This is a genomic window from Nocardia cyriacigeorgica, from assembly GCF_029868385.1.
GTDB lineage: Bacteria > Actinomycetota > Actinomycetes > Mycobacteriales > Mycobacteriaceae > Nocardia > Nocardia cyriacigeorgica_F.
Genome location: NZ_JARWNX010000040.1, coordinates 84,337 through 105,617, shown reverse-complemented (window position 1 = coordinate 105,617; position 21,281 = coordinate 84,337). Strand labels below are relative to the sequence as shown.

The 21,281-nt window shown below is 68.4% G+C and carries 21 protein-coding genes and 1 pseudogene; 10 read left to right on the top strand and 12 right to left on the bottom strand.

Annotation, left to right across the window (positions count from 1 at the left end; all coding sequences use genetic code 11):
* Positions 1 to 27: 27 nt before the first annotated feature.
* From QH168_RS10655 to QH168_RS10645, 3 genes are all read right to left on the bottom strand, one after another.
* Positions 28 to 672 (bottom strand): hypothetical protein, encoded by a 645-nt coding sequence (locus QH168_RS10655; protein WP_280234386.1) that lies wholly within the window; start codon positions 670 to 672, stop codon positions 28 to 30.
* Positions 673 to 1,033: 361 nt separating this feature from the next.
* Positions 1,034 to 3,274: a glycosyltransferase family 39 protein gene (locus QH168_RS10650; protein ID WP_280234385.1), complete on the bottom strand. Its 2,241-nt coding sequence runs from the start codon at positions 3,272 to 3,274 to the stop codon at positions 1,034 to 1,036.
* Positions 3,271 to 4,524, bottom strand: a complete 1,254-nt coding sequence (locus QH168_RS10645; protein WP_280234384.1) for a bifunctional glycosyltransferase family 2/GtrA family protein — start codon at positions 4,522 to 4,524, stop codon at positions 3,271 to 3,273. The genes QH168_RS10650 and QH168_RS10645 overlap by 4 nt, the downstream gene beginning before the upstream one ends.
* A 119-nt stretch (positions 4,525 to 4,643) precedes the next feature.
* On the opposite strand from QH168_RS10645, the pseudogene QH168_RS10640 reads away from it, so the two are divergent.
* Positions 4,644 to 5,137 (top strand): annotated as a pseudogene (locus tag QH168_RS10640) (hypothetical protein).
* A gap of 26 nt (positions 5,138 to 5,163) precedes the next feature.
* Here the strand turns inward: QH168_RS10640 and QH168_RS10635 are convergent.
* Together QH168_RS10635 and QH168_RS10630 are read right to left on the bottom strand one after the other, a co-directional pair.
* Complete coding sequence (locus QH168_RS10635) at positions 5,164 to 5,472, bottom strand: antibiotic biosynthesis monooxygenase family protein (RefSeq protein ID WP_280234383.1); 309 nt, start codon at positions 5,470 to 5,472, stop codon at positions 5,164 to 5,166.
* Positions 5,473 to 5,715: 243 nt separating this feature from the next.
* Complete coding sequence (locus QH168_RS10630; protein WP_280234381.1) at positions 5,716 to 6,081, bottom strand: iron chaperone; 366 nt, start codon at positions 6,079 to 6,081, stop codon at positions 5,716 to 5,718.
* Positions 6,082 to 6,564: 483 nt separating this feature from the next.
* Between QH168_RS10630 and QH168_RS10625 the strand changes: the two genes are divergently transcribed.
* Positions 6,565 to 6,948 carry a DUF5313 family protein gene (locus QH168_RS10625; RefSeq protein WP_280234380.1) on the top strand — a complete coding sequence of 128 codons (384 nt, stop codon included), beginning with the start codon at positions 6,565 to 6,567 and terminating at the stop codon, positions 6,946 to 6,948.
* A gap of 89 nt (positions 6,949 to 7,037) precedes the next feature.
* Here the strand turns inward: QH168_RS10625 and QH168_RS10620 are convergent, their stop codons facing one another.
* Complete coding sequence (locus QH168_RS10620) at positions 7,038 to 8,153, bottom strand: Nif3-like dinuclear metal center hexameric protein (RefSeq protein ID WP_280234378.1); 1,116 nt, start codon at positions 8,151 to 8,153, stop codon at positions 7,038 to 7,040.
* A gap of 179 nt (positions 8,154 to 8,332) precedes the next feature.
* Positions 8,333 to 9,376 carry an Rv2231c family pyridoxal phosphate-dependent protein CobC gene (cobC, locus tag QH168_RS10615; RefSeq protein ID WP_280234376.1) on the bottom strand — a complete coding sequence of 348 codons (1,044 nt, stop codon included), beginning with the start codon at positions 9,374 to 9,376 and terminating at the stop codon, positions 8,333 to 8,335.
* Positions 9,377 to 9,510: 134 nt separating this feature from the next.
* Here cobC and QH168_RS10610 point away from each other — a divergent pair, with 134 nt between their 5' ends.
* Positions 9,511 to 10,011 (top strand): low molecular weight protein-tyrosine-phosphatase, encoded by a 501-nt coding sequence (locus QH168_RS10610; protein WP_280234375.1) that lies wholly within the window; start codon positions 9,511 to 9,513, stop codon positions 10,009 to 10,011.
* Positions 10,011 to 10,928, top strand: coding sequence for an SURF1 family cytochrome oxidase biogenesis protein (locus QH168_RS10605; protein ID WP_280234373.1), 918 nt, complete (start codon positions 10,011 to 10,013; stop codon positions 10,926 to 10,928). Before QH168_RS10610 ends, QH168_RS10605 begins: the two co-directional genes overlap by 1 nt.
* Before the next feature lie 45 nt (positions 10,929 to 10,973).
* Here QH168_RS10605 and QH168_RS10600 read toward each other — a convergent pair whose 3' ends face one another.
* Positions 10,974 to 11,795, bottom strand: coding sequence for an SDR family NAD(P)-dependent oxidoreductase (locus QH168_RS10600; RefSeq protein ID WP_280234372.1), 822 nt, complete (start codon positions 11,793 to 11,795; stop codon positions 10,974 to 10,976).
* 104 nt (positions 11,796 to 11,899) lie between these two features.
* Between QH168_RS10600 and QH168_RS10595 the strand changes: the two genes are divergently transcribed.
* Entirely contained in the window at positions 11,900 to 12,490 is a 591-nt protein-coding gene (locus QH168_RS10595) for a TetR/AcrR family transcriptional regulator (protein ID WP_280234371.1), read from the top strand.
* 132 nt (positions 12,491 to 12,622) lie between these two features.
* On the opposite strand, the gene QH168_RS10590 is transcribed toward QH168_RS10595, so the two are convergent.
* Positions 12,623 to 13,549 (bottom strand): cobalamin biosynthesis protein, encoded by a 927-nt coding sequence (locus tag QH168_RS10590; protein WP_280234370.1) that lies wholly within the window; start codon positions 13,547 to 13,549, stop codon positions 12,623 to 12,625.
* Between the two features lie 536 nt (positions 13,550 to 14,085).
* Here QH168_RS10590 and sigJ point away from each other — a divergent pair.
* Positions 14,086 to 15,042 carry an RNA polymerase sigma factor SigJ gene (sigJ, locus tag QH168_RS10585; protein WP_280234368.1) on the top strand — a complete coding sequence of 319 codons (957 nt, stop codon included), beginning with the start codon at positions 14,086 to 14,088 and terminating at the stop codon, positions 15,040 to 15,042.
* A gap of 29 nt (positions 15,043 to 15,071) precedes the next feature.
* On the opposite strand, the gene ald is transcribed toward sigJ, so the two are convergent.
* Together ald and QH168_RS10575 are read right to left on the bottom strand one after the other, a co-directional pair.
* Positions 15,072 to 16,187, bottom strand: coding sequence for an alanine dehydrogenase (gene ald, locus QH168_RS10580; protein WP_280234367.1), 1,116 nt, complete (start codon positions 16,185 to 16,187; stop codon positions 15,072 to 15,074).
* A gap of 133 nt (positions 16,188 to 16,320) precedes the next feature.
* Complete coding sequence (locus QH168_RS10575; protein WP_280234366.1) at positions 16,321 to 17,088, bottom strand: MBL fold metallo-hydrolase; 768 nt, start codon at positions 17,086 to 17,088, stop codon at positions 16,321 to 16,323.
* 71 nt (positions 17,089 to 17,159) lie between these two features.
* Between QH168_RS10575 and QH168_RS10570 the strand changes: the two genes are divergently transcribed.
* The 4 genes from QH168_RS10570 to QH168_RS10555 all read left to right on the top strand — a co-directional run bounded on the left by QH168_RS10570 (position 17,160) and on the right by QH168_RS10555 (position 19,722).
* A complete protein-coding gene (locus QH168_RS10570) occupies positions 17,160 to 18,146 on the top strand; it encodes a GlxA family transcriptional regulator (RefSeq protein WP_280234365.1) in 987 nt (328 codons plus the stop codon).
* Positions 18,143 to 18,658 (top strand): gamma carbonic anhydrase family protein, encoded by a 516-nt coding sequence (locus tag QH168_RS10565; protein WP_280234364.1) that lies wholly within the window; start codon positions 18,143 to 18,145, stop codon positions 18,656 to 18,658. Before QH168_RS10570 ends, QH168_RS10565 begins: the two co-directional genes overlap by 4 nt.
* A gap of 162 nt (positions 18,659 to 18,820) precedes the next feature.
* Positions 18,821 to 19,006, top strand: coding sequence for a hypothetical protein (locus QH168_RS10560; protein WP_280234363.1), 186 nt, complete (start codon positions 18,821 to 18,823; stop codon positions 19,004 to 19,006).
* A gap of 92 nt (positions 19,007 to 19,098) precedes the next feature.
* Complete coding sequence (locus QH168_RS10555) at positions 19,099 to 19,722, top strand: TetR/AcrR family transcriptional regulator (RefSeq protein ID WP_280234362.1); 624 nt, start codon at positions 19,099 to 19,101, stop codon at positions 19,720 to 19,722.
* Positions 19,723 to 19,836: 114 nt separating this feature from the next.
* Here the strand turns inward: QH168_RS10555 and QH168_RS10550 are convergent, their stop codons facing one another.
* Positions 19,837 to 21,270 carry an acyl-CoA carboxylase subunit beta gene (locus QH168_RS10550; protein ID WP_280234361.1) on the bottom strand — a complete coding sequence of 478 codons (1,434 nt, stop codon included), beginning with the start codon at positions 21,268 to 21,270 and terminating at the stop codon, positions 19,837 to 19,839.
* Between the last annotated feature and the right edge of the window lie 11 nt (positions 21,271 to 21,281).

Below are 21,281 nucleotides of genomic sequence, written 5' to 3'. Positions count from 1 at the left end.
GCCGAGCAGCCGGGTGATCGCCGGATATCAGACGGTGGCGTGCTGGACGATGACGTTGCCGTAGGAGTTGCGCGCGAACACCTCGACGACGTCCTCGTCCCGTTGCGGCTTGTCGACGGGGTCCATCAGGTTCTGCACGGAGCCGTACAGCGCTTTCGTCTTCAGCCGCGCCGCGCTTCCCGGACGGATCCCGACCTCGAGGTTGCCCATGGAGGTCTCCAGGTTCAGCACCCCGCGCGCGGCCTCGCCGATCCGGATACTGCCCATATCGGTTTTCGCCGTCACCGAGCCGCGGGGACGTTCGACCGTGATGTCACCGGCGGAGGTCTTCAGATCGCATTGGCCGAGTTCACCGGTGCCGAGCAGCCTGCCAGCCGCGATGTCCGCGTCGAGCCGGGAGCCGGTGGGCGCCTCGATGGTCACCACGATCGAGCCGGATTTCGCCCCGAACGGGGTGTAGTTGTGCCAGCCGCGCGGCGAGGTGACCGTCAGCTTTCCGGCCACGAGGTCGACCCGGATCTGCTCGGCGGCGCGCACATCGTCTTTCTTGGCGGCGTCGGTGGGGCGGATCTCGACCACGGTGTCAGTGCGGTCGGAGGCGTGCACGGTGATGTCACCGCACAGCACGTCGACGGTGATGGCGATCGGCTCGGGGGTCTGGAACGTGGTCATTGCGGCACTCCTCGGTTGTCGTTCATCCATCCGCTCGTTATACGTATACATCTACGTATAACGAGCGGCTGGCACCGACTATACGTAGATGTATACGTACACGCAAGGGTGGTGTGGATTCTGCTTCGCGATCCGTTCCTCGAGCGATGCCCGGATCGGGTCGGCCGGTCGATAGTCCCTGCTCACGGGTTTCATCGCCCGCTCCACGCGCGTCCTCGTCGAGGTGGGCGAGCGCATGCGTATCGGACCTGTGCACCAGGCCCACCCGCACGATGAGGAGTTCGGCCCGGCATCGTGCACCCGCACAACCCGGACGCGATGAACGGCTCGGCTCCAGGTGAGCCGAGCCGTTCGTTCCTCGTCAGGCAGTGAGGTCGTAAACCGTCACACCATCCACCTCGGTAGCGGTGAAGTTCGCCTCGACCCATGCGGTGATGCGTGAGCCTTCCGCATCCGCGGCGTTCGGTCCGCCGCGGTTGCCGCCGAGGAAGTAGTGGATCCTGCCCTCGGCCACGTACTGCTGGAACTGTTCCAGCGTCGGCGCGGGATCGCTGCCGTTGAAGCCGCCGATCGGCATCACCGGCAGTTCGGTCGCCAGCTGGTATCCGGCGGCACTGTTGGAACTCACCGTCGCCGCCACCCAGGTGTAGCTCGCGCCGTTCTCCTCGAGCAGGGCTACCAGCTCGTCGCCCGGTTCGCTCGCACCCATCACACCGCCACCTGGACCACCCATACCACCGAATCCGTCACGGCCGGAGGGTTGCCCGGTCGGTGCGCCACCGGCCGGGAGGCCCCCGGTTTGCGCACCGTCAGTCGGTGGCTGCCCGATCTGTGCCCCATCGGCCGGGACGCCCCCGCCACTCGGAGGCGACCCGGTCGGTGTACCACCGGCCGGGAGTTGCCCGCCCCGTGCACCGTCGGCCGGAAGTTGTTCGGGCGATATGCCATCGGCCGGACGTTGCCCGGTCGATCCACCGGCGTCCGAACGTTGACCGCTCTGCGCGCCCTCGTCCGGAGTTTGCCCAGACGATGTGTCATCGGTGGGAAATGGCGCTGCCCCGTCCCCCCGCGAGATCCCAGGTGGGCCCAACTGCCCACCTCCTCCGGAACGCATCCCACCGGGGCCGCCCATGCCACCGGTTTCCGGCCCCGCGGTCGGAATCGGCCCGGCGTGCGCCGAATTCACCGTATCCACGGTGTAGGCCGCCGGTCCCGACAAGGCGACGATCCCCGCCAGCACGGCCGCGCCCACCGCCGGTTTCGTCGGCATCGGAATCAGCGTCGCGACCGTCGCAAGCACGCCCGCCACGAGCACCGCCCACCGCAACCACGGCAGGAAATCGGCACTGCGCGACAACAGCATCCACGCCGTCGCGGTGGTCAGGCCGATGGCCGCCGCCGTGCACGCCCGCACCCACCACCGGGAGCGGTTGCGCCACGACATCTGCGCGCCGATGCCGACCAATGCCGCGATCGCTGGTGCCAGCGCCACCGTGTAGTACTGATGGAAAATTCCCGCCATGAAGCTGAACACCAGACCGGTGACGAGCAACCATCCACCCCACAGGATCAGCGCGGCGCGCTGGCGGTCGGTGCGGATAGCGCGACCGCGCAGCAGCAGCCCGGCCACCAATGCCACCAGGGCGGCGGGGAGCAGCCATGCGATCTGCCCGCCCTGTGCGGCATCGAACATCCGGCCGATCCCGGTGCTCCCCCACATACCGTTGCCGCCGGGTGGCAGTTCACCGCCGGGGCCGACGCTTCCGGTCTCGTTGCCGTTGAGGCGGCCGAGCCCGTTGTAGCCCATGGTCAGTTCCAGGATCGAATTGTGCTGTGAGCCACCGATCCACGGCCGTTCCGATTCCGGCCACAGCTCCACCGCCAGCAGCCACCAGCCCGCCGCCACCACCATCGCGGCCCCGGCGGCGAACAGTTGGATGATGCGTTTACCCCATCGCGGCGGGCCCGCGATCAGATAGGTCAGCGCCAACGCGGGCACCACCAGTAGCACTTGCAGTTGTTTGGCCAGAAATCCGAATCCGATGAACGCGCCGGTGAGCACCAGCCAGCGCCATCGTCCGTCCGCCACCGCACGCAGCATCGCCCAGGCCGCGGCGACCATCAGGAACACCAGCAGCGCATCGGGATTGTTGAACCGGAACATCAGCGCCGCGACCGGAGTGACGGCCAGCGCCAGTCCGGCGATGAGTCCGGCGGGCGCGCCGAAGGAGCGCCGCATCGTCGCCCAGACCAGCGCCACCGTGGCGACGCCGAGCAGCACCTGCGGTACCAGCATGCTCCAGCTGTTCAGCCCGAACAGCCGCACCGACAGCTCCATCAACCACAGCGACCCCGGCGGTTTGTCCACGGTGATCGAGTTCGCGGCATCGGAGGAACCGAAGAAGAACGCCTTCCAGGACACCGAACCCGCCTGCACCGCGGCCGAATAGAACGAGTTGGCCCAGCCGTTGGCGCCGAGGTTGTACAGGTAGCCGAGACCGGTGCCGAGCAGCAGCACCGCGAGCGCCGGATACTCCCAGCGATGGCGCCGGGTGGGCGAGGTGGAGGCGGCTGTCGGGGGCGCGATCGCGGTGACAGTCATCGGAGCACTTCCTTCCGGACACCGGGACGCGTCGCCGGGTCGCGGAATATCCAGCGCAGTCCGACGAACCGCATCAACGTCGCCACCAGATTCGCGCCGACCAGGACGAACAGTTCGAGCTGAACGGGCGCGCCCGGCGCCCAGCGATGCAGCGCGAACAGCGAGCCGCTGGTCACCAGCAAACCGAAAGCGAAGATCAGCAGCCCTTGGAATTGGTGAGTGAGGATTCCCGTCGTCCCGCGCACACCGAATGTGAACGCCCGGTTGGCGGCGGTATTGGCGATCGCGGTCAGCACCAGCGCGACGAAATTCGCGATCTGCGCGCCCGTCAACGGCTGCAACAGCAGATACAGCACCATGTAGGCCAGCGTCGAGCCGACACCGATGATCGCGAACCGCACCAGCTGCCCCACCATGCCCAGCGGCACACCCGGCACCAGCGGTTCACGGCCGACAGCGCGGCGCAATTCCGGCAACGGCAGTGCGCCGGTGGCGAGTTCGCGGCCGAGCCGCCAGATACCGAGCAGATCCTTGCGCGCGGTATCAATGAGGTCGACGCGACTGTCGGGATCGTCGATCCAGTCCACCGGCACCTCGTGAATGCGCAACCCGGCGCGTTCGGCGATCACGAGCAGTTCGGTGTCGAAGAACCATTCACCGTCGCGGACCAGCGGTAGCAGCTCGCGCGCCACCTCGGCCCTGATCGCTTTGAAACCGCACTGCGCATCCGAGAAACGGGCCCGCAGTGAAGCTTTCAACAGCAGGTTGTAGCAGCGTGAGATGACTTCACGTTTCGGTCCGCGCACCACCCTCGACGCGGCGTCGAGGCGGGTGCCGATGGCCAGATCGGAATGGCCGGAGACCAGCGGCGCCACCAGCGGGAGCAACGCGTTCAGGTCGGTGGACAGGTCGACGTCCATATAGGCCACCACCTCGGCATCGGAACGCTCCCATGCCGCCCGCAGCGCCCGTCCACGCCCCTTCACGCTCAGGTGCAGGATCTCGACGTCCTCGAGTTCCTCGGCCAGCAACCGCGCGACTTGCAGGGTGGCATCGGTACTCGCGTTGTCGGCGATGGTGATACGAGCGGGAAACGGAAATCCCGCCGCGAGGAATCGGTGCAACCGCCGCACGCAGACACCGAGGTCGGTTTCTTCGTTGTATACCGGGACGACCACGTCCAGCACGGGTGCCGCCGACGAGGTGTCCGTGTTTTCCGCCGTCTCGGCGACGGCCACGATTTCGGTCATGGCACCACGCTGTCCGGCGCCGCTGGGGCCCGGCTGCGTCCCGGCTGGGAGGTTACTGGGAACCGGGACGCGGCCAGAATTCGCTGGCCTGACACGACCCGCGGGGGCATGATGCGCTCATGGGGCGAACATTCGAGGACCTGGTGTCCGAGGCCGAATCGGTATCGGTCGACGGCTGGGACTTCACCTGGTTGGCGGGGCGCGCGACCGAGCAGCGCCCGTCCTGGGGGTATCAGCGGTCGATGAGCGCACGTCTGGCCGAGGCCACCGCGGCGCTCGACATCCAGACCGGTGGCGGTGAGGTACTGGCGGGGGCGCCGAAACTACGCAACCCGAATCCGTTCGCCGCAAACGTCATCCCGACGACGAGAGCGCCGCCGCCGAAGCCGCCGGTCTACACATCGTCGACGTCCGCTTCGAACGTCTCCGCATGGAATTCTTCGATATCGGCGCCGTGATCTACTTCCTGCGCAAGGTGATCTGGATGGTGCCGGGATTCACCGTCGACGAGTATCGCGAGCGGCTGCGGGACCTGCACGAGAAGATCGAACACGAGGGACCGTTCATCGCCCACTCGACCCGCTTCCTGATCGAGGCCCGCACACCCCGGTGATGCTCATACCCGGATCACCGTGCGGGTCAGCGGTATTCGGCGACGACCTCGTACAGGCCGGGATTCGCGCTCGCGATCTTCCTCGCGTCGTCGACCGACGCCACGACCGCCGGGTTCATACCCGCGGCTTCGCAGGCCTGCGCACTGTCCCAGTGCGCGACGTTGACGAGCTGGAATCGCGCGTCCGGCAGCAGCGCCCGATGCAGGCGGACGTCCCGGAAACCGGGCGCGGTGCGCATGAGCGCGGCCCGCTCACGCCACTGTTCGATGAACGCGTCGACCTGCTCGCCGGGCACCTCGAGCACATTGATGAAGGTAACGCCCTGGTCGGTCATAGAAATCCTCTCCACAAGCTTCAGACATGTTGAAGCTTAGCTTCGACTTCCCGCTACGCCAACGCCTACCCGAGAAACCGAGTGCGCCGACGACCGCGGCGTCGGCCGCGAGATCGCATCGGAAACCCTATGTGGCCGTTTGTCGGATACCGCCTGGAGTGGGCGGGCACTACCCGCCGTCAGCGCATCGCGCCGAACTCGATACGGCCGGGTCGGCGGCGTTGGTCCGAAGGTTCCGGCCGGTCAGCAGATGGTGCCCGGTTCCGCCGCGGTGGCCTTCAGCAGGTCGCGGATCAGATCGAAGTCGATATCGGCCGGGTTGCGGAACCGCAGGCACCCCTTGCCCATGTCGTGGTTCGCGAGTCGGTCGGCGAACGCGTCGCGGACGTCACTGCGCAGCAGGTAGAAGGAGATGTACTGCTTCTGATCGGCGAAGGCGATCTCCGCTGTCCCGGCCCGCTGGTAGGTGGGCATCCCGTACGCCATCACCTCGTCGAAGCCCGAGAGTTCCGCCCGGCAGACCCGTCGCAGCTCGACCAGGGCAGCCCGCCGGTCCTCCCGGACCTCGGCGAGGTAGCCGTCGACATCGGTCGCCTTGCTCTGGACCATGCGACCAGCCTATGCCTCCGTCAGCATCGCGGTCGGATCAGACGAATCATGTGAGCTTGTCCGGGTTGATAGCCGAGTAGATCTCGCGCATCCGGTTGCCGCACGCATCCGGTTCGACCACGACGACCGCTGCACCGCGAACTGGCGCTGCTCGGCGAGGCCGGTCTGCGACCCGAACAGGCGCTCGCCGCCGCGACCAAGCGGGCCCGCGCGATATTTCGGACTCATCGATCGGGGACGAATCGCGCCGGGGCCGCGAGCAGACCGCCGGCACCCCGGAAACACACCGCCCCCACATTACTTGCTAATGTTCGCAACTAATCATGATTGCGGGAAGAAGGATATGCCCATCGCCATCCTGAACGAGATCCGGTTCGGCCAGGGCGGCGGACCGATCGTCGCGCCGAACATGAGCCTCGCGCGACCCGATTCACCGGGTTCGAGGCACTCCACCGCTGCCCGCCCACCCGATCGGAGACACCGGTGACCAGCGATCCGACCACGCCGAATCTCGCACAGCGCATTCGCTACCTGTGCGGCGGGACGCTGCCAGCGTCCATGCACCAGTGGGTGATCGACGACCTCACCGGCCCCGGCGCGGCACGGCGCTACCTGACGCGTTTCCTACTGCCGATCATTCCGCCGCTGTGCCTGTTCCTGCTCATCCCCGGTCCGCTATGGATGGGGCTGTCGATGATGGCCCTGCTGTATCTGCCGCTGATCTACTTCACCGTCGCGCTGATGTACGTCTACCGGCGCAACCGCCTCGTCAAACACGGCCTCGACCCCGCCCTGGCCGATTCCCGCGAACGCGAGAAATCCGCCGCCGAACGCGACGCCTACGAACGCCGCCACGGACGCGGCTGACCCCTCCTCGTCGCGCGAGTGGCACCTGGCTGCGGCGTTTCGCGAACAGACCCCACGCTGAGGTGCCACTCGCGGATGACTGCCGGGGGTCAGGCGGAGACGGTCCAGGGGTCGGTGCGGAGGGTGGAGACTCGGGTTTGCAGGTCCGGGAGTTCGGCGCGGACGATGGACTCGGCTTGGGCGCACCAGGGGAATTCGGTGGCCCAGTGGGCGGCGTCGATGAGGGCGGGGCCGTGGCGGCGCAGATGCTCGTCGACGGGGTGGTGGCGCAGGTCGGAGGTGAGATAGGCGTCGACCTTGCGGCGCACGACAGTATCGAGATAGGAATCGCCCGCACCGCCGCAGACCGCGACAGTCTGGACGAGGCGGTCGGGATCACCGGCGGCGCGCACACCCCAGACGGTCTCGGGGAGAGCGGCAGCGGCGCGGGAGGTGAAGGCGCGCAACGTCTCCGGTTCGGGCAGCGTGCCGATGCGGCCGATGCCGAGACGGCCGGGCAGGCTCGCGCGCTCGGTGAGGTGGAACGCCGGTTCCTCGTAGGGGTGCGCGGTGCGCAGGGCGTCGAGAACGGCGCTGCGTGCGACCGGTGGCGCGACGAGTTCTATGCGGTCCTCGTCGACGTATTCGATCTCACCGATGGAACCGATGGCCGGATCGGCGCCTTCCATCGGCCGGAACTGCCCAACCCCCGCCACCTTCCACGCGGCCTCACGGTATCTGCCGCTGCCGCCCGCACCGGCGGCGAACAGTGCCGCGAGCAGTCGATCGGTTTCGGTGCGGGGCACCTGGACCACCCATTTGTCCACCGCGACAGCTGGTTTCGCGTCCAGCGGACCGGTGACGGTGAGCCCGAGCGCCTCGGCGAGTGCGTCCGACACTCCGGGATCGGCCGAATCGGCGTTGGTGTGGGCGCTGAACAACGCACAGCCCGAACGGATCAGCCGGTGCAGTAGCGCACCCTTCGCCGTATCCGCTGCCACGGTGTCGACCCCGCGCAGCAACAGCGGATGGTGCACCACCAGCGCCTGCGCGCCCCATTCGATCGCCTCGTCGACCACGGCGGCGGTGGCGTCGACGGCGAACGCCACCCGGCGCACCGGCTCCCCCGGATCGCCACATACCAGCCCCACCGAATCCCACGATTCGGCCAGCTGCGGTGGATAGGCCGCATCCAGCACCTCGATGAGTTCCGCCAGCGTCGTCACCGCTCAACCTCCATCGTCCGACTCGACCACAGCAATCATCCCCCGCCGATACTCCGTCACCGCGCACCGGCATCCCGGTGCGGAGAACAACTGACGCCTGCACCCTCGACGCTCCGATCCATCACGGCACCACCTCCGAGCAGGAGATGGATAGACCGAGGATCGTCCGGGGCGAGGGGTCAGTGCGGATCTGTCGCGGAGCGGATCGCGTCGATCAGGCGGTCGACCTGCGCTGGTCCGCGCACCGCGACCCGTAGATGGTCGGCGTCGAGGCCAGGAAAGGTATCCGCGCGACGTACCGCTATCCCGTTGTCGGCCAGATGCTTACGCAGGTGCCCGCCGCCTTCCACCTGGAGCAGGAGGAACGGGCCGGAGGCCGGGGTCTGGACGGCGATACCGAGACCGGTCAGGCGGTCGATCATCGCGTCGCGATCCAGGGCGATCCGCTCGGCGCGAACGCGGCTCTCGGCCACGGCCCGCGGTTCGGCCGTCGCCACGAACGCCTCTAGTTGGAGCGCTCCCAGCGGCCAATGCGGACGGCCGTGCGCGAGACGGGCGAGCAGATCGGGGGCGCCGAGCATGTAGCCGCAGCGCAGACCGGGCAGGGCCCAGGTCTTGGTGAGGCTGCGCAGCACGAGGACGTCGGGCAGATGCTCACCGGCCAGCGATTCCGGTTCACCGGGCACGGCGTCGGCGAAGGCTTCGTCGACGACGATCACGCGGCCGGGGCGACGCAGCTCATGGATGGTGTCGGCGGAGTGCAGGACCGAGGTGGGGTTGGTGGGATTGCCGAGCACGACGAGATCGGCGTCCGCGGGGACGCGCGCCGGATCGAGGACGTACGGCGGCGCAAGCACCACCCGCATCACCGCGACGCCCGCTTCCCGCAATGCCAGCTCCGGTTCGGTGAACGACGGATGCAGTACCGCCGCACGTCGAGGTGTCAGACGCGGCAGCATCGCGAACCCTTCGGCGGCACCCGCCAGCAGCAGAACCTCGTCGGGACGTCGACCGTGCCTGGCGGCGACCGCAACTCGGGCGGCCAGCTCGTCCTCGGCGCTCGGATAGCGGCCGAGCCCGTCGAGGCGGGCGGCGAGCCGGGCCCGCAACCAGTCCGGCGGGGCGCTGCCCTGCACATTCACCGCGAAATCGAGCAGCCCGGGGCGGGCCTCCACATCGCCGTGGTGGCGCAGTTCGGCGAGATCGATGCGGTCGGCGGGCACGAGTGCACACCCTACGTGGCGCGCCATGCGGGTGACCGGCCGAGATTCTCACAGTCGGTCGCGTGCGCAATCCGGCAGGTCGGTACCTTGGTTTGCGTGTTCTTCATGGTGTGCGCTTCCCACGGTGATCGGTGATGTCGGTGCAGCTGAGTCTCGTTTTCGTCTGTACCGGCAATATCTGCCGATCCCCCATGGCGGAGAAGATTCTCGCCTCGCATCTGTACCGTGCGGGGCTGGCCAATCGTGTCCGGGTGAGCAGCGCGGGGACGACCGCGTGGCACGTCGGCGCCGACGCGGACCCGCGCACCAACGCGACATTGCGGCGCCACGGCTATCCGACCGGCCATACCGCCGCGGTCTTCGGTGATGCGCACCGCGACGCCGACCTGGTGATCGCGCTCGATTCCGGCCACGACCGGGAACTCGCGCAGCTCGGCATCCCGACCGAGCGGCGCAGGCTGCTGCGCAGTTTCGATCCCGAGGCCGACGGCGCCGACGTCCCCGACCCCTACTACGGCCCCGACGCGGGATTCGAGCTGGTCCGCGATCAGATCGAGGCCGCCGTCCCCGGCCTGCTCGACTGGGTGCGACTGACACTGGCCACACCCCAACCGGTAGCCGACGGAGGACGCTGATGCGCCGGTTGGCGTTTCTGCTGCGACCCAGCTGGCTGATCCTTGCCGTGCTGGTCGTAGCGTTCGCCTACCTGTGTTTCACCGTGCTGGCGCCGTGGCAGCTCGGGAAGAACACCGACACCTCCGAACGCAACGACCTGATCGCCGAATCGGTGCACGCCGACGCGATCGACGTCACCACGGTGCTCGACGATCCCGACGGCGCGACCGAATGGCGGCGGGTCGTGGCGGAGGGCACCTACGTCCCGGAGTCGACGGCGCTGGTGCGGTTGCGTCATCTCGACGGTGCGCCCGGTTACGCCGTACTCGCCGCCTTCCAGCTGACCGACGGCCGGATTCTGCTGGTCGATCGCGGCCTCGTCGGCGCGGTCGACGGCTCCCGACCGCCGCAGATCGCCGAACCACCGACCGGACAGCAGCGCATCGAGGCGCGCGTGCGCCGCTCGGAGGGCATCAGCGCGGACAAGCTGCCGACCGTCCAGGACGGATACCGGCAGGTCTACTCGGTGGACACCGAACAGGAGACCACCGTCCTCGGGCTGCCGATCACCGCGCTACCCACCGAGGTACGCGGCGGCTATCTCCAACTCACCGAGAACCAGCCCGGCGCCTTCACTCCCACTCCACTCCCCCAGCTGGACGCGGGCCCCTATCTGTCCTACGGCCTGCAATGGCTCGCCTTCGGCATCATGGCGCCGCTGGGGCTCGGCTATTTCGTGTACGCCGAGATGCGGGAGAGGCGCAAAGAGCGCGCCGCGAACGCTTCGGTTCCGGCCGGGACGGTCGCAGCGGGGCCGCCGACCGACGAGCCCGAACGTCGCGAGGCGGGCGCGGCATCGAGCACGCCCGAGACCGCCACCGCACCGACGTCGAACGAGGCACGGCTGGCCGACCGGTACGGGCGCACGCGCAAGTAGCGGGGCCATCGGCGGACGGCCCGAGTCAGCCGATCGGGTCGCGGCTCAGCCCGGTGCCATCCGGCTCAGATGCTCCCACTTGCGGTACCCCTCGACCCGCGCCGCGTCGATTTCCATCACCTGGTCGTAGGACTTTCCGCCCACGATGAGTCGACGGGGCGGATCGGCGAGATCGGCCAACTCCAGGATCACCGGTGCGGCCGTGCTCGGTTCCGGGCCCGCGTCCTCGCCCCACATCTCGGCCAGTTCCGCACGCAGGGATTCGTATTGCGGAGCGGGTTCTGTCGCCGTGATGCCCGCGGTGAACAGGCCGGTGGAGTATCCGCCCATCTCGACGATGGTGACCTCGATGCCGAACTGTTCGACCTCCATCGCCAGCGCCGCACTGATCGAATCCAGCGCGACCTTGCCCGCACCGTAGACGCCGACGGAGGCGAACCCGCCGACACTGCCCATCGAGGTGATCTGCAAGATCCGGCCGCCGCCCTGCGCCCGCAGATGCGGCACCACCGCCTGCGACACCCAGACGGCGCCGAAGAAGTTCACGTCCAGATGAGCGCGAATCTGTTCCTCGGTGACCTCCTCGACCATGCCGTACAGCATTCCGCCCGCATTGTTGACCACGATGTCGAGCCGGCCGAAGGCGGCGACCGCTCGCTCCACCCCGTCGAAGACGGCGGCGCGGTCGGAGACGTCCAACGCCAGCGACACCAGATGCTGCGGATACTGTCCCGCGAGATCGGCGAGCGGCTCGATATTGCGGGCCGCGGCGACGACGCGATCACCTGCGGCCAGCGCGGCCTCGGCGAACGCCCTGCCGAGACCTCGGGAAGCACCGGTAATGAACCACACTCTGGCGGTCGTCATATCGTCTCCTCTTATTCGAGACGGTCCGTCTCGTCTCCAATAGAGTGGCGGACGGTTCGCCTTTTGTCAATACGGTCCGTCTCGTCTCAGTTAAAGTGGCTTTCATGACCGACACGACCAATCGCTCCCGGCGCAGCGAACGTTCCCGGCAGGCAATCCTTGCCGCCACTCGCGAACTGATCTCCGAGGTCGGATACGCGAAGGTCTCTATCGAGGCCATCGCGGCGCGCGCGGGCGTCGGCAAACAGACGATCTACCGGTGGTGGCCGTCCAAAGGCGCGGTCATCTTCGATTCCTTCCTCGCCCTCAGCGAGGGATCCGATACCGACATCGCCCTGCCCGACACCGGCGATCTCCGAGCCGATCTCACCCTCGTGATGCGCGCGACCGTCGCCGAATTCGCCGACCCGGATTTCGACAAACCGATCCGCGCACTCAACACCGAGATCATCAACGACCCCGATCTCGCCGAGCAGTACCGCGAAAAGCTCGCCGACCCCGTCGAGGAGGCCAAGAAAGCCAGGCTGCGCAGCGCACAGCGAGCAGGCCAACTCGCCGCCGACGCCGACCTCGACCTGGTCCTCGAGGTGCTCTACGCCCCCTTGTTCCAGCGATGGATGCACCGCTCCGGCCCACTCACACCCGAATACGCCGACGCCCTCGTCGACACCACCCTGCGCGCCTTCGCCCCCTGAGCCGCGGGCCGCGAGGTGTGGGCGAGGAGGTGTGCACTCGATCAGCGCGACCGACGGCGGTCGGGCCACATCGGGCGGAACAGCAGGCGAAGCGAGCGCGCCACTGACCGGTCAGCGGGATATACATGCTGCTCAGCGCCGGAGCGCGATGGCCGATACGCAACCGGCGAGGACGACGACCGCGGCGAGCTGCACCGTTTCCGACATGTGCACGGCGCGACGCAGGTCCGGCACCGTCGGTTCCGGGCCGTCACCCAGGGTGGGGCGTTCCTCGATGCCGTGGCGGTATCGGGTCGTCCCGCCGAGCCGGATGCCGAGCGCGCCCGCCATCGACGCTTCCACCACGCCCGCGTTCGGGCTCGGGTGTCGGGCGGCGTCACGGCGCCAGGCCCGCCAAGCCCGCGACGGGCGGCCACCCGCGGACGGGGCGAGCAGCACGGTGAGCAGACCGGTGAGGCGGGCCGGGGCGAGATTGGCGAGGTCGTCGGTGCGGGCGGCGGCCCAGCCGAAGCGGTGATAGCGGTCGTTGCGGTAGCCGATCATGGCGTCGAGAGTGTTGACGGCGCGATAGCCGAGCAGGCCGGGTACACCCGCGACAGCGCCCCAGAACAGGGGCGCGACGGTAGCGTCCGAAGTGTTCTCGGCGATCGATTCCAGCGCCGCCCGCGCGAGCCCGTCAGCGTCCAGGGCCTGGGGATCGCGCCCGCACAATGACGGCAGCAGAGCCCGCGCGCCATCGATATCGCCGGATTCCAGCTGTCCCGCCATCTCCCGTCCGGTGCGGGCCAGGCTGCGTCCACCCAACACCGTCCACGTGGCCAGCGCCGTCGCGAGCACCCCGCCACGTCCCAGCACCACCCCGGCCCCGGTCACCGCCCCCACCAGCACCACCTCGTGCACCACCCCGGCCGCGCGCCGATCCGCGTAGCTCACCGACTCCACCGCCGACGCCACCGCCCCGAACCCGGCCACCGGATGCCACCGCCGCGGATCCCCGAACACCCGATCCAACCCGAACCCGAGCAGCAACCCCACCGCTCTAGAAGTAGCCCTACGCACCCCGAGACCCTAACGAGCACACCCCAGCCCAAACCCACCCAGGTCACACCCGGCACCCGGCCACCAGCCGAAATCAACCGCCGCTCACCCCAGCGCCACGCACCACCCCTGCCCGCACTCGCCGGGCACACCGCCGCTGTCAGCCGCTCACCATCGAGCACGCACCACCGCCCCATCGTCGACATCACCGGCCCCGTCGGCACTGCTCACCACTACCGACGCCACGCACCGATCTGGCTGCCGCCCAGTCATCCGCGCCCTGCCACCCCGAAATGCGGCACGCGACCAGCGCACCACCACTCACCACCTGCCGAGTAGCACCTCAGCGCGGACCCCACTCGCGAAATACCGCAGCCAGGTGCCACTCGTGGCCCGGCCGCTGGGTGGGTGGCGAGGGCGGTGGCGGAAGGGGATCGGTGCTGGTGAGCGTTATGTCTTGGTGGCGGCGGACGATGTCACACTTGTTCGGCCCGTGTCGTCGGCTCGATGACAGGATTCGAACCGCCCGGGACCGGGCCGCACCGAGGGATAGTGCAGTGAGTATCGACAAGCGCGGCGAACGCATCGATCAGACCGAACTGGCCCGGCGGTTCGAGGAGCATCGGCAGTATCTGCGCAGGCTGGCCTACAGCACGCTCGGCAGTATCAGCGATGCCGAGGATGTGGTGCAGGAGGCGTGGCTGCGGTTGCAGCGGCAACACGAAACGGGTGATGTCGGCGAGATCGAAAATCTGCGGGCCTGGTTGAGTACCGTGACCGGACGGTTGGCGCTGGACCATCTGGGGTCGGCGCGGGTGCGGCGCGAACAGTATGTCGGCGAATGGCTGCCGGAACCAGCGGTGACATCCTGGGACGATCCGGCCGATCGGGTGAGCCAGGACGAACGCGTCACCATGGCGCTGCTGGTGGTGCTCGAATCGCTGTCGCCCGCCGAACGCACCGCCTTCGTACTACAAGATGTGTTCGGCATGTCCGGACCAGAGGTGGCCGAGGTGGTCGGCCGAACACCTGCCGCCGTGCGCCAACTCGCCTCCCGAGCCCGTAAACGCGTCGAGGACGGCTCACCGCGTTTCCCGGCCTCACCGGACGAACACGAGAAGGTGGTGTCGGCGTTCGCGCTGGCCTGGCGGTCCGGCGATATGAACGCCTTGCTCGGTGTGCTCGATACGAGCGTCACCTTGACCGCCGATGGTGGCGGCAAGGTCCCGGCCGTGCGCCAGCCGGTCACCGGGGCCGAACTCATCGCGAAGCTGCTGTTCGGCTGGTACAGCTCACCGTCGGCGCGGTCGTGGGGCCGCATGGTGCTGGTCAACGGCCGTCCCGGCCTCGTCGTCTTCGACGGCACCCATACCGGCGTCTTCTCCTTCACCGTCGAATCCGGCCGTATCACCGCGATCGACGTCATCCGCAACCCGGACAAACTCCACGACATCCCCGACTCCGGCGAGCCGTGGTTCACCAACGATGCGGCGGACGACTCGGCGACGGACTGACGCACCGGTGCCGTGCACCGCCGGACACCTCAGCCGACCATTCCCACCGGCCGCGCTGTCGAATACCCGTGCGCCTCCGCCACTTCCGGCGACACCAGACGGCCGGCTTCGGCGGTGAGCCCGTGGGCGAGTCCCGGGTCGGCGGCGCAGGCGGCTTGCCAGCCGTCGGCGGCGATGGCCCGGATATAGGGCAGGGTGGCGTTGGTGAGGGCGATGGTCGCGGTGTGCGGGACCGCGCCGGGCATGTTCGTGACGCAGTAGTAGAGCGAATTCGCCACGCGGAAGGTCGGGTTCGCATGAGTAGTCGGGCGGGAACCGGCGAAACAGCCGCCCTGATCGATGGCCACGTCGACGAGCACCGATCCCGGCCGCATACCCGCCACCAGCTCCTGCGACACCAGTTTCGGCGCCCGCGCGCCCGGCACCAGCACCGACCCGATCACCAGATCGGCGGCGAGGACGGCGCGTTCGACTTCGGCGGTGTTGGAGGCGATGGTGGTCAACCGGCCGCCGAAGCGAGCGTCCAGCTCGCGCAACCGGTTCGGATTGGTGTCGAGCACACTGACCCGCGCACCCATGCCGACCGCCACGGTCGCCGCGTCGGTACCGGCGACACCGCCGCCGAGCACCACCACATCGGCGGGACGCACACCGGGCACCCCGCCGAGCAATACACCCGCACCGCCCATCGGCGCCATCAGATGGTAGGCGCCCACCTGGGTGGCGAGCCTACCCGCGACCTCACTCATCGGCGCGAGCAACGGCAGTGTGCCGTCGGGGGCGCGCACCGTCTCGTAGGCGATCGCGGTGGTACCCGACCGCAGGATCGCATCGGTGCATTCCCGTGAGGCCGCCAGATGCAGGTAGGTGAACAGCACCTGCCCCTCGCGCAGCCGGTGATACTCCGGCGCGATCGGCTCCTTCACCTTCAACACCAGCTCCGATGACGCCCACACCTCGTCGGCGTCGGGCACCGGTCGGGCACCGGCGGCGACGTAGTCGGCATCGGGAAATCCCGATCCCACTCCCGCCCCGGCCTGCACCAACACCTCGTGTCCGCGTCCGGCCAGGTCCGCGGCGCCCGCGGGCGTCAGGGCCACCCGGAACTCCTGCTCCTTGATCTCCCCAGGCACACCGATCTTCATGACGCCATCGTTGCCCAGATGGACCGCGTGTGCCATGAACCCGGCCCCGATGTCGCAACTTGCTCGCCACGGAGCACGGATCGGCACCGATTCTGATCATGTCGCCCAGCACCGTCGATGCGGTGTGCGCCTCTCAGACGTCGACGGTCTCGCCCCGCGGTGGGATCACCAACTGCGTCCCGCGTCCGGCGTAGTCGAAGGTGCGCCGCAGATGGTCGAGTGTCTCCGAGAAGTGCGCCCACCCTTCGCCGTGCACCGCCACGATCACCGCCTCGCCGAGCAGCTCCGCCGCCTGCAACGCGGTGCGGGCGTTCAACGTGGCGTCCGCGTCACCGAACAGGCCGACGTTCGCCGCCCCCACATTCAGCACCGCGACATCGATCCGCCCGACCCGCTCGACGATCTCGCGCACCACATCCACCGACGCGTTGTCGCCGGAAACGTACACCGTCGGCTCCCCCTCGGCCCGCAGCACGAACCCGGTGACGACACCGGTGACCGGCTCGCACCCTTCGGGCCCGTGCAGCGCGGGCACACCGGTCACGGTGACCGCACCCAGCGTGACCGTCTCCCAATTGCGCAGACCCCGAACACCGTTCATCCGCTCGGCGGCACCCGGAGTCGACAGCACGGTGGGCACCGTGGTGAGGAATTCCCGGCCGGAGGTGTCCAGGTTGTCGGCGTGCTGGTCATGGGACAGCAGCACGATATCGACCGGCCCGACCTGCTCCGGCGATGCCGCTGGCCCGTCCAGTTTGTGCAGGGTGACCGGCCCCGGATAGTCGCGCGGCGCGTCGAAGGTCGGATCGGTGAGCCAGGTCGAGCCCGCATAGCGCAAGCGCAGGGTCGGTCCGCCGACGTGCAGGACCTCGATGGTGGTGCGGGTGATCGTGTTCGTCATGGCAACCAGTTTCTGCGCCACGAACATGACGCGACAGTGGCCCGCAGGACATATATCGCTAATATCGGGCTATGACATCGATCGCGGTCATCGCCTTCGACGGCATCAGCCCGTTTCATCTGTCGGTGCCGTCGCTGGTGTTCGGTCGCGCGGGTATCGTCACGACCTCCGACTGGCCGTACGAGGTCCGCATCTGTGCGGAGCATCCCGGAATGCTGTCCACCGCGGCCGGTTTCGACATCTCGGTTCCGAACGGTCTCGACGCGGTGGACGACGCGGATATCGTGATCGCACCGAGCTGGCTGCGCGGCGCCGTACCACCGGAACCGATCCTCGACGCGCTGCGCACCGCACACGCCCGCGGCGCACGCGTCGTCGGATTGTGTCTCGGGTCCTGGCCGATCGCCGCCAGCGGGCTCGTCGACGGCCGCGAGATCACCACTCACTGGTCCGACGCCGAACCTCTGGCCCGCGCCTACCCCGCGGTGCGGGTGCGCGCCGACATGCTCTGGTCGGACCTCGGTGATGTCATCACCTCCGCCGGCGTCGCCGCGGCACTGGATTGCTGTCTGCACATCGTGCGCACCGATCTCGGCAGCCGCGCAGCCGCCGATCTCGCCCGCGGACTCGTGCTCGCCCCGCATCGCAGCGGCTCACAGTCGCAGTTCATCCCCGTCGCGGTGCCCGCGGCCACCGACGACGACCCGATCGAGCACGCGATGGTCTGGGCCCGCACCCGACTGGCCGAGCCCATCGACCTCGACGCCTGGGCGCGGGCCGCGGCGATGTCGCGACGTACCTTCACCCGCCGGTTCCGGGAACGCACCGGCAGCAGCCCGCAGCAGTGGCTACTGCATCAGCGAACCGACCGCGCCCGGCTGCTGCTGGAAAGCACCGACGACACCATCGAGCGCATCGCGGCGGATTCGGGCTTCGGCACCGCGGTCACCCTCCGCCACCATTTCCATCGGCTGCTCGGCACCGGCCCCGCCGCCCATCGCGCGCTGTTCCGGGCGCGGACACCGGCGACCGACCCACCCGCTAAGTTCTCGGCATGAGGATTGAAATCAACGGGATCGCGCCCGAGGTCGACGACAGTGCGTTCATCGCGGTCAATGCCACTCTGATCGGTCGCGTGCGCATCGAGGCCGAAGCGAGCATCTGGTACAACGCGGTGCTGCGCGGCGACGGCGAGCAGATCACCATCGGCGCGCGCAGCAATATCCAGGATGGCTGCGCGGTGCACACCGATCCCGGGTTCCCGGTGGTCGTCGGTACCGGAGTGTCGGTGGGACACAATGCGATCCTGCACGGCTGCACCGTCGAAGACGATGTCCTGATCGGCATGGGTGCCACCGTGCTCAACGGTGCGGTGATCGGCGCTGGCAGCCTGATCGCGGCCAATGCGCTGATCCCGGAGGGCGCGCAGATCCCACCGGGTTCGCTCGTCGCCGGTGTCCCCGGCAAGGTGCGGCGGGAGCTGACCGAGGATCAGCAAAATGGCATTCGCCTGAATGCGCTCGCCTATTTACACCACACCGAAACCCACCGCAGCGCCAAAGTGCTGTGATACCCAACACACTGATCAAGCGTCCAGTAGGATCCGCTGCTAGCATTTTTTACAGCGCGCCCGCCTGATCGGGCTCCCCCACCGACCCGCCGATCCTTCGGCTCAGGGGTGTTCAGGTGAGCCCGTGTGGTGACGGCACGCTGGCGAGCAGGAGGTAAGACCGTGGCGTACAAGCAGTCGAGTATGCACCGGCCGAAGGGGCGGATCAGTGTGGCCGATATCGCGGCCCAACCGGGCGGTATCGAGGCGCTCCAGCGGCGCGTGCACGAATTACGTTCCAGCGGCGTAGATTTCGCGGCCAACGCGATCGAGCAGGAAATGGCCGAATTCGACCTACCGCGGCACTGAGCGACGCGGCGTCGGCGATCGGCGCATAATGTGCGGCAACGAACGCACCGCCGCGGCGGCGTGATGCCGTGCGCCGTCACCGTGGAGACTCGATGCCGACCGTCCCGCCCCTATTGCAGCGCATCCTCGGCGCCCCGGCAGCCGATAACGACGCACTCTTGGCGAGCGCGCTGTCGGCGTTCCTGGATTTCGGGGTCAAACGCACCAGCATGGGCGAGATCGCCCGCCGGGCCGGTATCAGCCCGGCCACGCTCTATCGCCGCTTCGAATCGAAGAGCGATCTGGTGGAAGCGGTGACCATCCGTGAGGCACAACGGCTCGTCGCCGAGATCGATGCCAAGGTCAGCACAGTCGAGGGCACCGCGGATCAGCTGGTGGAGATCTTCGTGGCCTTCATCGCCGCCATCGCGCGCAGCGAACTGCTGCGCAGATTGTTGCGTACCGAGCCGGAGCTGATCCTGCCCCGGCTCACCACCGAGGCCGGGCCCGTCCTCGCCATCGGCCGCACCTATCTGGCCGGGAAGCTGCGCGAATTGCATGCCGCCGAAGCCGCTTCGGACTTCGACGCCGATCTGGTCGCCGAGATCATGGCCCGCCTGGCCCTCTCGCTCGCGCTCACCCCGGACGGGCTCATTCCCCTCGACGACGAAAACGCCGCCCGCGAATTCTCCCGCCGCACCCTGCTGCCCATGGTCGGGGTACATCCGGACGCATAGCGGTGTCACACCGCATCCGGTGAGCACGTCCATCAAAACTGCTCCCGCACAACGTGAACAGGCCCCGGATCGCTCCGGGGCCTGTTCGCGTCTACCGTAGTCCGTATCAGCCGATCACAGCGGAATGTTCTTGTGATGGCTCTTGCGCGAGGGTGCCGACGCCAGCGCCGCGGCGATCACGCTGCGGGTCTTCGCCGGGTCGATCACCTCGTCCACGACACCGATCGCGATGGCGCGCTCCACGCCGCCCGCGATGGCCTCGTGCTCGGCGGTGAGCCGTTCGTGCAGCGCCTCACGCTCATCCTCCGGTGCGGCGGCCAGCGCCTTCTTGTGCAGGATGCCGACCGCGGCCTTGGCGCCCATGACAGCCACCTCGGAACCGGGCCACGCGTACACCGCGGTCGCACCGAGCGAACGGGCGTTCATCGCGATATAGGCGCCACCGTAGATCTTGCGGGTGACCAGGGTGACCCGCGGAACCCGGGCCTCGGCGAACGCGTGCAGCAGCTTCGCGCCACGACGCACCACGCCCTCCCACTCCTGGCTGACGCCGGGCAGATAACCGGGGACGTCGGTGATGACGACCAGCGGAATGCCGAACGCATCGCACAACCGCACGAACCGGGCCGCCTTCTCGGCGCTCTCGGAGTTCAAGCAGCCACCCAGCCGCAGCGGGTTGTTGGCCAGCACACCGACGGTGCGGCCGCCCAGGCGACCGAGACCGGTTACCATGCTGCGCGCGTAGCCGCCCTGCAACTCCTCGAAGCTGGACTCGCCGTCGACGTTGTCGAGCAGCTCGTGCACCAGCGGCTTCACGTCGTAGGCGCGCTTGGCCGATTCCGGCAGCAGCGCCTTCAGGTCGACATTGCCGTGCTCGGCGGCGACCAGATCGAATTCGCCCTGTTCGGCGAACATCGACACCAGCCGACGAGCGCGGTGCATGGCGTCGGCCTCGTCGTCGGCGACGATATGGGTGACGCCGGACTTCTTGCCGTGTGTCTCCGGGCCACCGAGGGTGGCCATATCGACCTGCTCACCGGTGACGCTGCGGACCACGTCCGGGCCGGTCACGAAGACCCGCCCCTCGGGCGCCATGATGACGATATCGGTCAGCGCCGGGCCGTAGGCGGCGCCACCGGCAGCGAAGCCGAGCACCACCGAGATCTGCGGGACGAGGCCGGACGCGCGGACCATGGCCTCGAAGACCAGTCCGACCGCGTGCAGTGCCTCGACACCCTCGGCCAGGCGGGCGCCGCCGGAATGCCACAGACCGACCACCGGAATCCCGGAATCGATGGCGGTGTCGATGGCGTCGACGATGTGTTTGCAGCCCTCGACACCCATGGCGCCGCCCATGACGGTGGCATCCGAGCAGTAGGCCACGGTGCGCACACCGTCGACCTCACCGATCGCCGCCAGCACGCCGGACTTGTCACGCGGGTGGAGGGGAAGAATGGTTCCTGGATCGAAGAAGCGCTGGAGCCTGCCCAGCGGATCACGCGGATCTGTGGCGGTGTCCTGCTGATACGCGGGAGCCAAGATGGTCATCGCGTTCTCTC

Excerpts from the sequence above, each read along its gene's own strand:
- QH168_RS10655 (WP_280234386.1), bottom strand. The coding sequence starts at position 672 with ATGACCACGTTCCAGACCCCCGAGCCGATCGCCATCACCGTCGACGTG.
- QH168_RS10650 (WP_280234385.1), bottom strand. The coding sequence starts at position 3,274 with ATGACTGTCACCGCGATCGCGCCCCCGACAGCCGCCTCCACCTCGCCC.
- QH168_RS10645 (WP_280234384.1), bottom strand. The coding sequence starts at position 4,524 with ATGACCGAAATCGTGGCCGTCGCCGAGACGGCGGAAAACACGGACACC.
- QH168_RS10635 (WP_280234383.1), bottom strand. The coding sequence starts at position 5,472 with ATGACCGACCAGGGCGTTACCTTCATCAATGTGCTCGAGGTGCCCGGC.
- QH168_RS10630 (WP_280234381.1), bottom strand. The coding sequence starts at position 6,081 with ATGGTCCAGAGCAAGGCGACCGATGTCGACGGCTACCTCGCCGAGGTC.
- QH168_RS10610 (WP_280234375.1), top strand. The coding sequence starts at position 9,511 with ATGTCGGTGCAGCTGAGTCTCGTTTTCGTCTGTACCGGCAATATCTGC.
- QH168_RS10605 (WP_280234373.1), top strand. The coding sequence starts at position 10,011 with ATGCGCCGGTTGGCGTTTCTGCTGCGACCCAGCTGGCTGATCCTTGCC.
- QH168_RS10600 (WP_280234372.1), bottom strand. The coding sequence starts at position 11,795 with ATGACGACCGCCAGAGTGTGGTTCATTACCGGTGCTTCCCGAGGTCTC.
- QH168_RS10595 (WP_280234371.1), top strand. The coding sequence starts at position 11,900 with ATGACCGACACGACCAATCGCTCCCGGCGCAGCGAACGTTCCCGGCAG.
- ald (WP_280234367.1), bottom strand. The coding sequence starts at position 16,187 with ATGAAGATCGGTGTGCCTGGGGAGATCAAGGAGCAGGAGTTCCGGGTG.
- QH168_RS10575 (WP_280234366.1), bottom strand. The coding sequence starts at position 17,088 with ATGACGAACACGATCACCCGCACCACCATCGAGGTCCTGCACGTCGGC.
- QH168_RS10570 (WP_280234365.1), top strand. The coding sequence starts at position 17,160 with ATGACATCGATCGCGGTCATCGCCTTCGACGGCATCAGCCCGTTTCAT.
- QH168_RS10565 (WP_280234364.1), top strand. The coding sequence starts at position 18,143 with ATGAGGATTGAAATCAACGGGATCGCGCCCGAGGTCGACGACAGTGCG.
- QH168_RS10555 (WP_280234362.1), top strand. The coding sequence starts at position 19,099 with ATGCCGACCGTCCCGCCCCTATTGCAGCGCATCCTCGGCGCCCCGGCA.
- QH168_RS10550 (WP_280234361.1), bottom strand. The coding sequence starts at position 21,270 with ATGACCATCTTGGCTCCCGCGTATCAGCAGGACACCGCCACAGATCCG.